The organism is Companilactobacillus kimchiensis (assembly GCF_001438805.1).
Classification (GTDB): Bacteria; Bacillota; Bacilli; order Lactobacillales; family Lactobacillaceae; genus Companilactobacillus; species Companilactobacillus kimchiensis.
The window spans coordinates 95,789-112,460 of record NZ_JQCF01000006.1 but is presented as its reverse complement, the minus strand read 5'-3'; the positions used below and the strand labels follow the sequence as shown (position 1 = coordinate 112,460).

General features: G+C 35.8%; 17 protein-coding genes. 13 read left to right on the top strand and 4 right to left on the bottom strand.

The genetic code is table 11. The features are described 5' to 3' along the window. Position 1 precedes the first annotated feature (1 nt). The gene (locus tag IV57_RS04890; protein ID WP_057880385.1) at positions 2–424 is read left to right on the top strand and encodes a PTS sugar transporter subunit IIA domain-containing protein; all 423 of its coding nucleotides are present in this window, start codon (positions 2–4) and stop codon (positions 422–424) included. Positions 425–609: 185 nt separating this feature from the next. Here IV57_RS04890 and IV57_RS04885 read toward each other — a convergent pair whose 3' ends face one another. After that, entirely contained in the window at positions 610–1,992 is a 1,383-nt protein-coding gene (locus IV57_RS04885) for a hemolysin family protein (protein ID WP_057880384.1), read from the bottom strand. A 225-nt stretch (positions 1,993–2,217) separates the two neighbouring features. On the opposite strand from IV57_RS04885, the gene IV57_RS04880 reads away from it, so the two are divergent. The 7 genes from IV57_RS04880 (at position 2,218) to IV57_RS04850 (ending at position 6,519) form a co-directional block, all read left to right on the top strand. Continuing rightward, entirely contained in the window at positions 2,218–2,778 is a 561-nt protein-coding gene (locus IV57_RS04880) for a MerR family transcriptional regulator (RefSeq protein ID WP_057880383.1), read from the top strand. 121 nt (positions 2,779–2,899) lie between these two features. Continuing rightward, positions 2,900–3,805, top strand: coding sequence for a phosphogluconate dehydrogenase (NAD(+)-dependent, decarboxylating) (gene gnd / locus IV57_RS04875; protein ID WP_057880382.1), 906 nt, complete (start codon positions 2,900–2,902; stop codon positions 3,803–3,805). 55 nt (positions 3,806–3,860) lie between these two features. Next, complete coding sequence (locus tag IV57_RS04870; RefSeq protein WP_057880381.1) at positions 3,861–4,283, top strand: fluoride efflux transporter FluC; 423 nt, start codon at positions 3,861–3,863, stop codon at positions 4,281–4,283. Beyond that, on the top strand, positions 4,280–4,624 hold the full coding sequence (locus IV57_RS04865; RefSeq protein ID WP_057880380.1) for a fluoride efflux transporter FluC: 345 nt from the start codon (positions 4,280–4,282) through the stop codon (positions 4,622–4,624). Before IV57_RS04870 ends, IV57_RS04865 begins: the two co-directional genes overlap by 4 nt. 11 nt (positions 4,625–4,635) lie before the next feature. After that, positions 4,636–5,058, top strand: coding sequence for a DUF805 domain-containing protein (locus IV57_RS04860; protein ID WP_057880379.1), 423 nt, complete (start codon positions 4,636–4,638; stop codon positions 5,056–5,058). 54 nt (positions 5,059–5,112) lie between these two features. Next, entirely contained in the window at positions 5,113–5,679 is a 567-nt protein-coding gene (locus IV57_RS04855) for an SOS response-associated peptidase (RefSeq protein ID WP_057880378.1), read from the top strand. 9 nt (positions 5,680–5,688) lie between these two features. After that, a complete protein-coding gene (locus IV57_RS04850) occupies positions 5,689–6,519 on the top strand; it encodes a putative RNA methyltransferase (RefSeq protein ID WP_057880377.1) in 831 nt (276 codons plus the stop codon). A gap of 120 nt (positions 6,520–6,639) precedes the next feature. Here IV57_RS04850 and IV57_RS04845 read toward each other — a convergent pair whose 3' ends face one another. Beyond that, a complete protein-coding gene (locus tag IV57_RS04845) occupies positions 6,640–8,439 on the bottom strand; it encodes an oleate hydratase (RefSeq protein ID WP_057880376.1) in 1,800 nt (599 codons plus the stop codon). A gap of 131 nt (positions 8,440–8,570) precedes the next feature. Next, the gene (locus IV57_RS04840; protein WP_057880375.1) at positions 8,571–9,125 is read right to left on the bottom strand and encodes a TetR/AcrR family transcriptional regulator; all 555 of its coding nucleotides are present in this window, start codon (positions 9,123–9,125) and stop codon (positions 8,571–8,573) included. Positions 9,126–9,283: 158 nt separating this feature from the next. Here IV57_RS04840 and IV57_RS04835 point away from each other — a divergent pair, with 158 nt between their 5' ends. From IV57_RS04835 to IV57_RS04825, 3 genes are read left to right on the top strand one after another with little or no spacing between them, the layout of a single operon-like run. Beyond that, positions 9,284–11,659 (top strand): ATP-dependent DNA helicase, encoded by a 2,376-nt coding sequence (locus IV57_RS04835; protein WP_057880374.1) that lies wholly within the window; start codon positions 9,284–9,286, stop codon positions 11,657–11,659. Then, entirely contained in the window at positions 11,649–12,365 is a 717-nt protein-coding gene (locus IV57_RS04830) for a hypothetical protein (protein ID WP_057880373.1), read from the top strand. Before IV57_RS04835 ends, IV57_RS04830 begins: the two co-directional genes overlap by 11 nt. Then, positions 12,362–13,318 carry a sce7725 family protein gene (locus tag IV57_RS04825; RefSeq protein ID WP_157051901.1) on the top strand — a complete coding sequence of 319 codons (957 nt, stop codon included), beginning with the start codon at positions 12,362–12,364 and terminating at the stop codon, positions 13,316–13,318. Before IV57_RS04830 ends, IV57_RS04825 begins: the two co-directional genes overlap by 4 nt. A gap of 91 nt (positions 13,319–13,409) precedes the next feature. Here the strand turns inward: IV57_RS04825 and IV57_RS04820 are convergent, their stop codons facing one another. Then, positions 13,410–14,270, bottom strand: coding sequence for an NAD(P)-dependent oxidoreductase (locus IV57_RS04820; RefSeq protein ID WP_057880372.1), 861 nt, complete (start codon positions 14,268–14,270; stop codon positions 13,410–13,412). A 146-nt stretch (positions 14,271–14,416) separates the two neighbouring features. Here IV57_RS04820 and IV57_RS04815 point away from each other — a divergent pair, with 146 nt between their 5' ends. Together IV57_RS04815 and IV57_RS04810 are read left to right on the top strand one after the other, a co-directional pair. Beyond that, entirely contained in the window at positions 14,417–15,268 is an 852-nt protein-coding gene (locus IV57_RS04815) for a YitT family protein (protein ID WP_057880371.1), read from the top strand. A gap of 263 nt (positions 15,269–15,531) precedes the next feature. Next, positions 15,532–16,113 (top strand): NAD(P)H-dependent oxidoreductase, encoded by a 582-nt coding sequence (locus IV57_RS04810; RefSeq protein ID WP_057880370.1) that lies wholly within the window; start codon positions 15,532–15,534, stop codon positions 16,111–16,113. Positions 16,114–16,672 lie beyond the last annotated feature (559 nt).

Genomic DNA, 16,672 nt, shown 5'->3' with positions numbered 1-16,672 from the left:
AATGAAATTAATCGTTACAGGACATGGAAATTACGCTACCGGAATCGAATCAACTGTGAAATTATTGGCTGGCGGTTTAGCCGGTGTTAGTTTCATCGATTTTACAGGTGATATGGATGAAAATAGTCTTAGTAAGAAATTTACTGAAGAAATTAAGAATGATGACCAAGTAGTTTTCATTTGTGATCTACTTGGTGGAACACCATTTAAAGAAGCTGTGAAATTGAGTATGTCAGCGGATAAAGATATTAGCGTTACTTGTGGTTGTAACGTTGGGTCTATCATGGAAGTTGGATTACAACTATCAGCTTTTGATGGTACTTCTAAGGAATTAGCTGACAAGTTAGTTTCCATTAGTCAAAATCAGACCAAGGTTTTTGAACATAAAAGTGCAGAACCTGAACCTGATGAAGATGGAATTTAGAACAAACTAAAAGAGACTGGATAATTATTCAGTCTCTTTTGCTGTATAAAAATGCTTGTAATGGTTAATTGGTTTAGTAATGATAACTTATGCCGAATCGATAAAAATGGCTTTAAAGGTAAGGATAGAGATGATTAGACAATAAAAGAGCCGAGATAATATTATAGATATCTCGACCCTTTAAATTAATCCTTTAAATCATCAACATCAGTTAATGAAGCTAAATTATCTTGTTTTGTAACGGCAGCTGTATCAACTGTAACTTTGAACCAGTTAACGAAACCATGTTCAAATTCAGCAACTTCAAAGTGGAAATTACTAAAGTCAATTTTAGAACCCTTTTGCATATCAGGATGTTTCTCAATTAGATAACCACCAATAGTGATGATATCTGACTTTTGGAATTCCTTAACATCAGTTCTGAAGTAACGTTCAAAATCATAAAGAGTAGTTTTACCAGAAACGTTATAACTACCGTCGTCATTTTTAACGATATATTCATCGGAAACGTCATCGATCTCATCTTTAACAGTTCCAAATAATTCTTCGTAAATATCCTTATCGGTAACGATACCACTAGTACCACCATATTCATCAACAACGATAACAATAGGTGTTTGTTTCTTGATCATCTTCGATAGAATATCTTGGATAGGCATTGTTTCAGGAACAGTATTAACTGATCTTAGAACACGGCTGATCCCGATGTCACCATCAACTTGGTTCTGACGAACGATATCATAAGCATAAACATAACCTAAAACCTTATCCTTATCGTTATCGGCTACGACAGGGAATCTTGAGAAACCTTGTTGTAGGTAATCCTTGATAACATCCTTGACTTTATCGGTGATATCAACGACGTAAAGACTAGTACGATCGACCATGATATCTTTAGCGACCTTATCGTTCAGTTCAAAGGCACGTTGCATAAAAATAACATCGTCTGGCTCCATATCACCACCTTTGATTGATGACTTAGAAAGTCTGAGAATTTCAGACTGCGAGAAAGTTTCGTTTTCTGAATCAGCTGGTTTCATACCCATTAGACGAACAATTCCGGAGGCAGAAACGTTTAATAACCAAACGAATGGATAAACGGCCAAATGGAAAAATCTCAATGGAGTAACGACCAACATCAATGTATTCATTGGTAAGTCAATCGCAATATTCTTAGGAACAATTTCAGTTAGGACAACTTCTAGGTAAGTTAGTAAAAGAACACCAATAATTGAACTAACAGCGTGAAGACTACCACTAGCGGCGATATGAGCGAATCCCATGACCTCTACTAATAGGTATTCAATTGTACTTTCACCGATCCAACCTAAAATGATACCAGCGATACTAGTACCAACTTGAGTAGTTGATAAGTATTCGTTGAGGTTGTTGACCATCATCAAAGCACGTTTTAATTTTTTGGTATTACCCTCGCCCTTTTGGATTGCATCTTCTAGTTGACTGGCTCTGGTTTGTACCAAAGCAAATTCAGCAGCAACAAAGAAGAAGGCAAAGATAAATGTTATCAGTATGATAATAAAGTTTGTTGTAATTGTAGAACTTGACAATATATGATTTCCCCTTCTATTCTTGTAAGACGAATTATACACCAAAGAAAAACCGACTGAGTCGGCTAGGAGTAAATAATTTCTTTTTTCATCTTTAGTATATCCAATTTGGCTATCAAAATATAGCAAGGACAATTTAAATTTGCGCTGTAACGATTTTGTGGTTGAACTTCACAATTATTATTTTTATAATGAAGAGAATGAAACAACCATGGGGGAATCCTTTTGAGTAAAGTAAAAACTAATAATCTATTAACTCCAGCACAAGCTGCCAAAGACTTAGGTATCAGCGTTGCAACGCTACGTAAATACTCTTTGATAGTTGAACGCACAACTAAGAATGGCCAATATTTTGAACGCAATAGTCAAAATAATCGTCTCTATACTTCAAAAAATATTGAAGATTTTAAAGAAATGGTTAAATTGAGTCATGGTCCTAAAATGACTTTGGAAACTTCAGCCATGCAAATTTATCCAACTGCTGAGGTTAAAGAAACTACAGAAGCAAAAGATAATGATGAAATTTCAGAATTACATACAACCATTGATAAGTTGGAATCTGAAAATAAGAAACGAGAACTTACAATCAGCGAGTTGCAACAAGAGTTAACTGATACTCAAAAAGCAAAAGAACAATTACAAGTTGAATTAGATACTTTAAAGCAACAAGCTGAAGAAAAGGTTGAAAATACCGACGAGCATCAAGATGAAAATATTAAAGAACGTGTTAATGAAAAAGTTAATGACGACAAAAAGGGTCACTGGTGGAATAGATTTAGAGGCTAACCAGCCAATTATGCTGATGATATCAACCTTTTAAGCAATCGGGTCGTACCAAAATGTTATTTTTGGTACGGCTTTTTTATGTATAATTAGAACTTGTGATAACAACTTAGGAGGATTAATTTTGAAATTAGCAATGATTGGGCTCGGTAAGATGGGTATTAACTTAACCGAAAATTTGATTCGTAATGGTAATGAGGTAGTTGCTTTTGATTTAAGTGATGGGGCTAGAAATGATGCTTCAACACTAGGTGCACAAGTTACAGATAATTTACAAGATGCTGTAAAAGCATTGACTGCTCCACGTATTGTCTGGGTAATGTTACCAGCGGGTAATCCTACAAATGAAACAATCAACAATTTAAGTTCAATCCTCGATCCAAACGACATCGTCATTGACGGTGGTAATTCATTTTACAAAGATTCATTGCGACATAATGAGATCCTAGCTGATAAAAATATTAAGTACTTCGATGTTGGTACATCAGGTGGTATGAGTGGAGCTAATCGTGATGGTAATTTCATGATTGGTGGTGACGATGCAAAAACTTTTGAATATATCGAACCTATTTTCAAAGGAATTGCTCAAACTGATGGTTACTTGTATACTGGAAGAGCAGGTAGTGGTCACTACTTGAAGATGGTTCATAACGGTATCGAATACGGTATGATGCAAGCTATTGCTGAAGGTTTTGATGTTTTGGAACATGGACAATTTGATTATGATAATGAAGCAGTTGCCAAGGTTTGGGAACACGGCTCAGTTATTCGTAGTTGGTTGATGGAACTAACACAATCGGCCTTTTCTAAAGATCCTGATTTAGAAGAAATTAAGGGTGTAATGCATTCATCTGGTGAGGGTAAATGGACTTTAGAAGAAGCCTTGAAGTTACAAGTTCCAACACCTGTTATCGGAGCATCACTTATGATGCGCTACCGTTCACTTGAGGATGACACCTTCACTGGTAAAGTCGTGGCGGCTTTACGAAATGAATTTGGTGGCCATGATGTTGAAAGTAAAAATAAATAATATCTGAAAACTTGTCGATGACAAGTTTTTTTCATTTTAGAAAGGAATTGGGGAGATGAGGAAGAGAGGAGAGGTGTTCCTATTTCTGTTCATTGGAGCATTTATTGGTAGTGATCTACGTTATTTAGAGAGTCTTATTTTCAAGACCAACAATGGATTTCCCTTAGGGACTTTAATTGCTAATTTGAGTGGGGCACTTATTCTGCCATTTTTAATTCACTATTTACAAGATCGATATAATTTGTCATCAAGAGTAGTTTTAACATTAAGTACTGGTGTATTAGGATCTTATACGACCTTTTCAACCTTTACGGCTGATACATATCATCTATATCTGACTGGGCAATGGTGGTTTCTGTTTGTTTATCTAACAATTACTATCGTTGGCGGTTTTGGTTTGGCCATTCTGGGAAATTATTGGGCGGCCACTCGGGCATTTAATGATTATGCTAGGAGAAGACGAGGTAGACGACTATGAGTAATTTCCTATTAGTTGGTTTTGGAGCTACTGTTGGTGCCTTTTTGAGAAATGAATTAACTCTGCAACAATCAAAGATAAAACTAGACTTTCCAGTCGTTACGCTATTTATAAATATTTTCGGTGCCTTACTTTTAGGCATTTTTACTGCACAAATTCATAACGGTGCGATATTATTATTGCTAGGAACCGGATTTTGCGGTGGTTTTACGACCTATGGAACATTTAACATGGAGTTAAGTCAATTGTGGTTTCAACATCGTTTAGGACGTTGTTTCCTATACTTTGTGTTAACCTATGTCTTTGGTATCTTAGGCTTTGTCGTAGGTATTCATATTTAGGAGAATTCAAAATGCAAATGAAACAATCAGTATGGAATGAAAGTTTTCGACCAGGAATAATTTCTTCAACCAAGTTATACTTTCAGGACTTATTCGTTGGTGCTAAAAGAATGAGTCGGAAGGATTTTTGGTGGGGCTACTTAGGAATGACTATTGTGGCATATGTGATTGCTGGATTATTAGCTTTGGCAATTAGCAAAATGCCAGTTGACGATTTCTATTGGAGCACCATTATTGGAGTGGCTATGGCGATGACCTTAGCTTATTACTGGATTTCAGTATTTACGGCGGAAATCAGACGGCTGCATGATCGAAATATGCATGGCTGGTGGATTTTAATTAGCTTGGTTCCGCTCGTTGGCGAAATTGCGCTATTAGTTTTGTTGTGTTTACCACAACGTGACTTTGGTAATAATTGGCCCAAAGAAATCTAAATGTTTGTTAAACTAGAACAGAATGTTCTAGCTTTTTTATTTGGAGGTAGCGTTATGTGTGGTCGTTATATGTTCCAACCTGATCAAAATGCTGAAATAAAGAGAATCTATGATTTGGCAACGGCTGCCGGTTATCATCCTAAGACTGGCGAAGTCTTTCCAACTGATGAAACAGCTTTGATTATTGCGGGTGAACGACAGGTCAAAGTTGTGACAATGAAATGGGGCTTTCCTGGATTTAAAGAAGGTCAATCGATTATCAATGCTCGTTCGGAAACTGTACCTCAGAAAAAAATGTTTGTTGATTCATTTTTGAATCGCCGCTGTGTTTATCCCACGACTGGTTTCTTTGAATGGAATAAGGCCAAACAAAAATATAAATTCAACTTTAGTAATGATCCAGAGACATTATTTATTGCTGGTTGTTATAATTATTTTAATGATATGCCCCAGAGTATTTTGTTTACAACGGAGCCGAACGAATCAATGATTCAGATTCATGATCGCATGCCACTGATTTTGGCTAAGAATCAAATTAATGCTTGGATATATAACGACGAATTTGCCAATGATTTTCTACATAATACAATGCCCCAATTAATATCACAAGCAGAAGAATAAGGTGCTTTAATGAATAGTAAAATCCAAAAGTTTAGTAATAGTAATGAATTTTTTCAATGTCCACTTTGCGGAGAAAAGTTATTTTTGAATGGTAATAGCTTAACTTGTGCCCAAAATCATACCTTTGATATTTCTAAAAAGGGATTCGTTGATTTTGTATTGAATAATAAACAGCAGAAGAATTATGATCGGGAATCGTTTGAAAATCGACATTTGATTTTAGAGCAAGGGATGTATGATCATATTGCTGACAAAATGATTGATTTGATCAAACACTTAAAATTACGTAATATTTTGGACGTTGGATGTGGGGAAGGCTATTATTCAAAAAAAATCATTGAATTGGCAGAAAGAAATGTTCTGGCGTTTGATATTTCCAAGGATTCAATTCAGTTAGCTGCGAAAGGTCCTAATAGTCCAGTTGAATGGTTTATTGGTGATTTAGCACATTTACCAATTCAAAACGATTCGATCAATGGTATTATCGATATTTTTTCACCAGCAAACTATAATGAATTTAATCGAATTTTGTCCTCAGATGGATATGTTCTCAAGGTGATCCCCAATGAATATCATGTTCAGGAGTTGCGGGAACAGGCTAAGGACCAACTCAAACAAGAAAAATATTCTAACAAGAAAGTCCTGGATCACTTTGAAGAGTATTACACAGTTGTTGATCAAATCGATGCTACCAAAACTTATTCAGTTTCAGCGGAGGTTAGGGCAGCTTTTATCAAGATGACGCCATTGCTATTCAACGTTGACAATAGTTTGATCGATTGGAAACAGGTTGATGAAATTACTGTTGGATCAACTATCTTAGTAGGAAAAATTAAATAGACTGGAACAAAACACGTTCAGTTTTTGCGCACCAACAGAAATAACCCATCAATTCGTATTTGAATTGACAGGTTATTTTTTATTTCGCATTTATGCTGCAATTTTTATAGCTCAGAATCTTTATTTACTGTGTGGAGCTTGAGGGTGTAAAACAGCTGCTTTATAAGGAATTGTTTTATCACGCCCCAAGTACATTGTGTAATATGGTGGAATATTATTGACATAATGTAATAACTCTTGAGTAACTTCCGGAATGGCTTCTGGTGTTAATTGAGGCAACATATCTGGTGTGATTTGACCCTTGATACCATTGAATCTCTTAACACGTTCCAATAAGTAACGGATGTCGTATCTTGATGGATTAACTTCAAGCACATCCTTATCAACGTTTAGAAGTTCATAGACACTCTCTAAACCAGTACGTACGGAAGTTTCAACGGTGAAGACTACATCATCATCGACTTCAACAAATTGCCCTAAGAAGGCCAAATTTGTACAACCATCAGGCACAACCTTTGGACGGTCGCCTAATTTACGAGGCATGAATTGACTAGTTGCGTATGGCATCATAGCAGTTGACATGTAAGTATGTTTCAAAACTTCATCCTTAATATCGAGCATACCTAGATGGTAAAGCAATTCAGTCATAATTTCATCACCGGTACAATCCCACATACGTTTCTTGATGTAGTTACCGATGTTTTCTCCATAAAGACCGTAGCCCCAGCCAACTTCTTCATCATTAGCTTGATATGGGAAGAATGGTTTGTGGTGAATTTCAAATGACATATCCCAATTTGAATCTCTGAAAGTCATCAAACCACCAGTACCGGCTTTACTACCTGATAGGTCTTCAATACGTTTGAAGAATTCAGGATAATCCTTAACAGTTGGGAAGAATGAAATCCATTTAGTTTGATCGATTTGTCCCAAGAATTTCTCAGGGTGACCAAATTTATCATCTTTTTTAGCAAGATTTTGCCAGATTGTGAAAGTTCCCATATCAGTAGTATCGGTATTTGTCTTAGCAACAGTCTTGTTGTCACCAAAGCAACTATTTTCACTGATTGAACCACTAGTTACGAAGACAACATCTTTGTTGCTAACGGGAACAGCGACGTCTTTGCCATCTTGATGAGCCAAAATAGCTTGGACAGTATCGTTCTTGTCATCCAAAGTTAAGTCATAAACAGAGAAGTTGTTGACGAAGTTAACGCCTTGGTCGATCAACCATCTTTCGATAGGAAGAATAATAGCATCATATTCGTTGTATTTAGTGTGAATAAAACCTTCAAGATATTCATGACGATTGATGAAGGTAAATCTTTGCCAGTACCGGCGACATTCAATTGCACTGTGATAGTGTTTGAAAGCTAATTGACTGTGGAAACAAACCCAGAAATTAGTTTTGAAGAAACCTTCATCGAAAAATTCATCGATTCGTTTGTCAGCTAATTCTTCTTCAGTTGAAGAAACAATCTTAGCCATAGCGGCAACATAACGTTGAGGCATCTTGTAATCGTGGTAGTGACCATCAATTTCACCTTGGTTAACAATGACACGGGCTTCACTGTGAATAGGATCGTCACGGTTAAAGTCGACAACATCGTCCAAGACAGTCCGACCTTCATTTTCTAGTGAGGGAATTTTACTACAGAGATACCAAAGACATTCCATGTAAGGTTCCAGTTCACGTTCAGCACGGCAAAGGTAACCCTCATTACCTTTAGTTCCGTCCATTGAACCACCCATAACGGGTTTCTTTTCATAAATAGTAATATTTTTAGCAGGCATTTTAGCGTCGTCAATTAAAAATGTGGCAGTTGCTAAACCAGCGATACCACCACCAACAATATTGGCTTTACGAGCATCGATCCCGGCTGGTTTTAAAGGATGATACATAGTTTTATAAATGTTCATTGTAATTTCCTTCTTTCACGAATGTAAAAGGCTTTCGTCCTTGCATTTAAGATAAGCCAGAAAATACGAAGGAACAATTTACAAAAAAATAGAAATGTAAAAATTATTTACATTTCCCGAAATATGTAAAGCTATTTAGCGTACTTTTTAAGAGCTTTTTTGAAATCGCCGTGTACTAAGACCCCAGTCTGTTCAACAATTTCATTGGGATCATCTTTCATACCATCTTTGATCCATTCTAAGATCAAGGCGATAAAGGCTAAACTGTAAAAGTGAGCGATAAAGTCTTTGTGTTTTTGATCAACGACCATTCCAGTAGCTTGCTTTTCGACGACGGCAATGATGTAACTGTAAATAACTTGGTAAATATATTTTTCCATTAAGTCACGATAAGCAGATTTGTAAACATTTCTTACAATGGCTTTGTTAGCACCCATTAATGTCATAATATCGGAAAAACCTTGTTGCCAATTATCGTAATCGGCTGCATTCTCCAAGGCCTTCTTAGCATTTTGACAGGCTGAATATTCAACCAATTCGTAAATATCAGAGAAATGATTGTAAAAAGTTTGTCTAGTTAAATTACATTCCGTCACAATATCCTTAACAGTTACTTTGTCGACGGGTTTTCGCTGTAAAACAATATTTAATGAATCGATTAGAATATCTTCAGTGCTGATTTGCATGAAATAGGTCCTCTCATGATTTCTTCTGTAACCTTAATTATATAATTTTTTCTATTAATGGTCATATAATATTTCATTTAAAAAGTATTTAAAATTTACAAAGACAAACTCGAACACATGTTTTACAATGTTATTTAGTAATTTGAGGAGGAACGTTTATGCCGACTAAGATAGGAATTCGCCAGTTAGTAGAGTTTGTGCTGCGGAGTGGTGATTTGAATGAAATCAAAAATAGTCAAAACACAGCACAAAATGGTGCTCGAATTCATCGTCGACTACAGAAACAACGTTCAAAGGATTCTAATTATGAAAGTGAAGTTTATCTAAAATCGATTGTTAATATGAATGATACTGAATATTTAATTTCCGGTCGGGCTGATGGGATTACTTTGACTGATGCTCAAGCGGTGATTGAAGAAATTAAAACCTCGGATCAGCCGTATGATGAATTAAGTGATAATACTCTGGAATTATATTGGGGACAAGTTAAGGTTTACGGAAATCTTATCTTAAAAGAACATCCAGAATTTGAACACGTGACGCTACAACTGACCTATTTTCGAGTCAGTACTGAGGAAATCACCACTGATGAAAAAGTATTTCAACGTGATGAATTAGATAAATTTTTTCAAGATTTGATTGATGAGTATGAGTATTGGTTAGTTTTACGAGCTAAATTACGTAAAACACGTAATGAGTCGATTCAAAAATTAGCATTTCCTTTTCCGGCTTTTCGAACTGGACAGCATGAATTAGCGGCAGCCGTATACAAAACCATTTATCTTCAAAAACGCCTATTCGTTGAGGCACCGACAGGAACTGGTAAAACTATTTCGACCTTATTTCCTGCTATCAAAGCGATGGGCGAGGAAAAGGTCCAACGACTGTTTTATTTGACGGCTAAACAGAGTACGCGACATGTGGCAGAAGAAACATTGGAATTAATGGCTGATAAAGGTTTGAAGTTAAAGAGTATTACCTTAACTGCCAAAGATAAAATTCGTTTTCCAGAGGAACAGGATGTACTTCCAGAAGAAAATCCCTATATGATTGGCTATTATGATCGTTTAAAGCCAGCCTTGTCAGATCTTTTGACGAATGAGGATGCAATAACCCGAGCAGTAATTGAAAAATATGCTCAAAAACATATGGTTGATCCGTTCGAGTTTTCGTTAGATGCTTCACTTTTTTGTGATGTAATTATTTGTGATTATAACTATCTCTTCGATCCGTTAGTTTATTTACAACGATTCTTTATTGAAAAGGATACTGATAATTTCTTTTTGATCGATGAAGTACACAACTTAGTTAGTCGTTCACGTGATATGTATTCAGCTGAAGTTAATGATAAGGCTATTAACTCACTCTTGAAGTCAGCGAAGGCTATTAAGAATAAATCTAGTGAAGAATTTCAAAAACAATTAAAAAAGATTCGACGAGTTTTTAACCAAATGAAAAAGGTTATTCAGGAAGAAGATCGTGAAGAAAAAATTACGGACGATGCTCCTGATAAATTGCTTAATGTCTTAGGTAAATTTGATGATTTTATGGGTGAGTGGATGCAAGAGCAAAAACCATCAGATTTTTTAGATAAAGCCAAAGATTTTTTCTTTAGTTGTTTAACCTTTGTTAAAATAGGTGCCCTTTACGATGACAGTTATAAGACCAGAATTGTTTTGGAAGATAAGCATGTAATAGTTAAACAGCTTTGTCTGGATCCCAGTCATTTTATTGATCAGTCATTAGATCTCGGTTTGGGGGCAGTTTTGTTTTCAGCGACCCTTTCACCAATGGAATACTATCAAAGTGTTTTAGGCGGCATCGACAACAGTTTAGCTTATCAATTGCCATCACCGTTTCCAGCCAATAATCAGGATATTCTAATCACTCAGTACGTACAGACCACATATAAACAGCGTCCTTATAATGAAGAGAATATTGTCACGAGTTTGGTAACTATGATCAAAGCAAAAACCGGTAATTATCTATTTTTCTTCCCATCATATAGCTATTTGCAACAAGTAAAGGTTGCCTTTGAGAGGGATAATCCTGATGTTAAGACGATTGCACAAACGGGGGCAATGGATAACGCTGCTCGAAAAGATTTTTTGGAGCAATTTCAGGAAAATCCAGCAGAGACCTTAGTAGCTTTTTGTGTTCTGGGAGGAATATTTTCAGAAGGAATCGATTTACGTGGTGATAGATTAATTGGCGTTGCTATCGTCAGTGTCGGTTTGCCTGGTTTAAGTGCTGAAAATAATTTGATTCGGGATTATTATGACAAGGAAAATGGTCATGGTTTTGAATACGCTTATCAAATGCCAGGGATGAATAATGTCCTGCAGGCAGCTGGACGATTAATTCGTAGTAGTCATGATGCAGGAATAATTCTCTTGTTGGATCAACGCTTTTCCAGTAGTCGCTATACCAAACTTTTTCCACAACACTGGCAACATTACCGACGCATCAATTCTATGGAACAATTAACAGGGGCTGTGAATAACTTTTGGAAGGATCACCAACATGAAGACTAAATTAACAAAAAATTTGGAAAGTACCCTCTATCAATACTGTTTGGAGCAGGGTTCCTACGTGGTTGAAGAGGTTTCAATGCCAGATAAAAAAGGTATCGTTGACACCTTGAGTTATCAACAAATGTCGGATGCATCGATTGAATGGCGTTGTTATGAACTAAAAGTTACTAAGTCAGATTTTCATTCAAAAGCCCAACTTTCATTTATTGGTAATTATAATTATTTCGTTTTGCCACAAAAACTTTATGAAGAAGTTGCGTCTGAGATTCCTACTCACATTGGGGTATTGATTTATCGGGCCTTCGATAAAAAGGCGATGGAAGCGGCACCACAGACTTTGCTGGCTCCAGGATTCTTGACGGTTGCCAAAAAGGCTCAATATCAGGAATTACAAGTCGATGAAAAACAATTAACGAGTCATTTTGTAGCTTCGTTATTTCGAGAAGTGGATAAAGCTAAAAAGGTTGAAAAAGGTCTGCAACTATATTCAGACGATAAATTGTTTAAGGAATTGAAAAAACGGACCAAGGCTGGTTATGACGTGTATAGCCCAGACCATAATTTGTATGATCGTTTTATTGATGATTTAAAAGCCGACTCCATCCAAGCCTTGCAAGAAGAATTAGATGCTCGGAATGCAGAATATCAAGAATTGAAATTACAATTACAGAAATTAAATCAGCCAGATCTGGGGGATAAAATATGATCTATTACCCTTATTTTCGAGGTCGAATGTATGATCTGTTAGCGTTGCAAGAATTAGTGGAACATCAACAATTGGGTTCAAAAGTTATCCCTATCATTGAGCCAGTCCGAGATTCGAAGGAGCTGCAGCAGGTGGTCGCAACTTTGATCAAGGCCAAACAACCATTTAGTTTGGTGGCTAATCCACAGGTCAGTGTTTATGGATTGAATGATACAAAACTTTATCCACTGCCAAAAGTGGATAACTTAGAATTTTTCCATCCAACTGCAATTCTGGCAGCAGATTTTAGTAGTGACTTTATCAAAACAGAGAATAATCAGGAATCTTTATTGATAGTTAAAAATTATGAACTGTTAAAGGCATATCAAGGTACAGATGTTTTAAAAAATGTGGATAAAATATTGATACCTGATGTGGCACGGATGCAGCAAATTGTTTCAGATAAGGCAGTTTTGTTGAGTGATCCATTAACTTTTGTTCGTCATGTAGAAGATTATGCAAGGTTGGACGATGAATTTTTTGAACCAGCTAATTGGTATCAACAGGTGGATAACTATGATGGCTTTGGTGATTATTCCATGGTGGGGCATGTTTATTTTGATAAAGGAATGCCATCACGGGCAATTGCGTTACATTTAATTTATGTGACTCAAGATGGAACTTTACGAATTCATCATTTTGTATCAGACAGTAATGAACACATGAGTGGTCAAAAAGAAAAGTTTTTTGAGGCTCTGGATAAAATGGTGACTTGGTGTAATGAAAATATCAGAGGTTTGAATTCCACGCCAGCCTTAGAATCTTTATTGGCCTACGATGGTCAGGAAAAGTTCCCTGGATTGGGTATAATTAAAAAGTTATCATTAATGCATCATCTTCAATTAATGAATCGCCTTTTGAATTACAACTATTCGAATAAAACCACTTTGAACTTTAAGCATCAAGACAAATAGACAGTAATAATCGTATTTTGATTACTACTGTCTATTGTTTTGAGCAAAAAGGGCTATGTTATGTTTCACGTTTAAAGTAAAAAAATAATGTTTACCATAGTTTAATTAGTGCTTGTGTACCGTCATTACCAAGGCCCTTTTCATCAACTAAGGTTTCATAAAGCTTTTTGGCTTGTTTGGTTGCGGGAAGATCAAGATGCATCTTTTCACTTTCATCCAAAGCAATTCGTAAATCTTTTAAGAAATGCTTAGAATAAAAACCAGGTTTGAAATCATCTTTGAGAATACGAGGACCATAGTTTTCCAAACTCCAGTTATCACCGCCACCACCTTCAACGGTTTCAAGGACAGATTGTAAATCAAGCCCAGCGGCTTTGGCATAAACAAACATTTCAGTTAGACCAGTCATGGTCCCAGCAATCATAATTTGATTAGCTATTTTGGCGTGTTGACCAGCACCAAAACTGCCAAAATAGTGATTAGTTTTGCCGATAATTTCAAAGATTGGTTTCAGCGTTTCATAAGCTTTTTGGGAACCACCAACCATAATAGTCAATTTACCATCGCGGGCACCAACGTCACCACCAGAAACCGGTGCATCAATTGATTCAACACCAATTGCTTCAGCAGCTTTACCAATTTTTTTAGCCAAGGTAGGGGTACTAGTGGTCATATCGACAATAATCTTCCCCTTGGTCAATCCGGCAAAAATACCGTTGTCTTTGAAATAAACGTCGTCAACATCTTGAGGAAATCCAACCATTGTGAAGATGATATCAGCATTTTTTGCAATTGCTTTGGGATCGGAATACCATTTAGCCCCTTTAGCAATCAAAGGTTCAGCTTTTGATTCTGTTCTTGTATAAATATCAACATCATAGTGAGCAGCTAATAAATTATTAATAATGCCACTTCCCATGACACCTGTACCAATGAAACCAATTTTTTGCATAATATTTCCTCCAATCATTAAATTCATTATATGATACGAAAAAACTTGTCAATAATAATCTGCTTGGTCTATTTTTTAGTAGCGCTTGTTTGCTATAATTCAGATGATGTGTAATCAAATCTAAATAGACATGGGAGGGGTATTTCATGAAATTTATAAGGGACTATTATAAAAGTATTTTAGCGGCTTTATTCTATGGAATAACCTCGGCTCTAGGTATTCAATTATTACTACAGCCGGCAAAACTTTATACCAGTGGTGTTACTGGTGCTTCACAGTTGATTGTTAACTTATTGAATCAATTTTCTCATATTAGTACGCCAGTGTATGCGTGGTATGCGTTACTAAATTTACCATTGATAGTATTGGCCTGGTTTAAACTGGGGAAAAAATTTACTATTTTATCAATCATTTCCGTTGTTTCAGCATCGATTTTTATCCTATTGGTACCGTTATACCCAATTACCAAGGATCCATTATTGTCAGCGGTTTTTGGTGGTATTTTATCAGGTTCTGGAATTGGACTTTGTTTCCGTTATGGTTTCTCGACTGGAGGAACCGATATTATTGCTCTAATCGTACAAAGAAGCACTGGTCGAACTGTCGGCCAAGTCAGTTTTGCGGTTAATGCGGTAATCATTACGATTGCCGGTTTCACTTTTGGTTGGGATTTAGCGTTATATACGATTATTTCGATTTATATTACGAATGTAGTTGTAGATAAAATGTATATTCAACAACAAAAAATTACGGTAACTGTTTATACGCATAAGATCGATGAGATTTCACAAGAATTGTTGAAATCATTGAATCGTGGTTTAACACTGGATTATCACTTACAAGGAGCTTATTCTGGTGAAGAAATCGGATCGATCACAATGGTTTTAACTAAGTATCAATTGTTCTTTGCTAAGAAAGTGATTATGAAGGTTGATCCAAATGCCTTTATTAACATTCAACCAACGATGTCAATATCAGGTAAATTTAACGATAATTAAAGAAAATTCTCGAATGTCTAAAAAACATTTGAGAATTTTTTTGTTGAGCATATTTTATAAATATAGAAAAATTATTAAATCAATATTATTTAAGAATACTAACGATTTAATTAGCAAAATGCTACAAAATATTATTGATATAAAGCACTTTTGCAGCATAATTGATTAATTCAAATTAGACCATAATTATCCCCGTTTATTGGGTCTGGAAATTCCTTAAAACATAATATACTGTTGATATAAAGATACAAGGAGATTCCAATATGAAAACAATTATTTATGCTCATCCTTATGTGGGGAGTTTCAACCATGAGATTTTAAATAGATTGTCGAATTCTTTTTCTATGAATGATGAGGAGTTTGAAGTGATCAATCCGTATGCTGATAATTTTAATCCACTACTCATGGGTGAGAATCTGGAGACCCATGGACAGGGGCAAACTAATGACGAATTAGTAAAAAGATATCAACGAAAAATTTCAGCTTCAAATGAATTGATTTTTATCTTTCCAATCTGGTGGCAGAATATGCCGGCAATGTTAAAGGGCTTTTTTGATAAAACAATGCTCAATGGATTTGCGTATAACGAAGATAACGGCTGGAAAGGTTTGTTGACATATATCAAACGAGTTACCGTTATAACGACCTCCACAGTTACCAAATCATATCTACAAAATGAATGTGGTGATCCAATTCAAGGAGTCTTTATTAATAGAACTTTAGCTGACCTAGGGATTACACCACAAAATGTTAAATGGATACATTTTGGTGAGGTTAATACAACTACTGATAAGGAACGTGAAAAATTTTTAGAGGATTTACCAAAAATGTATACAAAGAAATAGAGATAGGTTCTCACTCAAGTTCGGTTAGAGCAGGAGTGTACCTAACTTCCCGTCTTCCGTAAAAATCGGGAATTGGCTGGAACGCTGTGGACCAACTTCGAGCCAACCAAAGATCGGTTGTCTTGAAGATTGGTCTTATCCTAAGCCAGCACAAATCGCTGACTAAGGATAATGTCACGGCTGAGCCATTCCCGATTTTTACTCCAGACTAAATAACATTTTAATTGTTTTGTTGATTAAAAATAATTTCTTATTGATTAATTTTACATAATATTTTCAACGCAAATAGCCCATCTTAACTGATCGTAATGTCAGATAAGATGGACTATTTGTGTTGTTGAGATAGAACTAAACAGATTGGAATCTATTAAGTTAATTTGAGTAACTAAAAATAGAAACAACTAACTAGTCTGGAGCGAGAGCAATTCGGGGGCTCAGCAGTGAGATTTCTCTTACCTAGCGTACTTGGCTAGGTTAGTGAAAGACTCGATTTTGAAACAATTTTGTACTTCAAATTGGTTCAAAACGATGTCCACTGCGTTCCAGTCCCCCGATATTG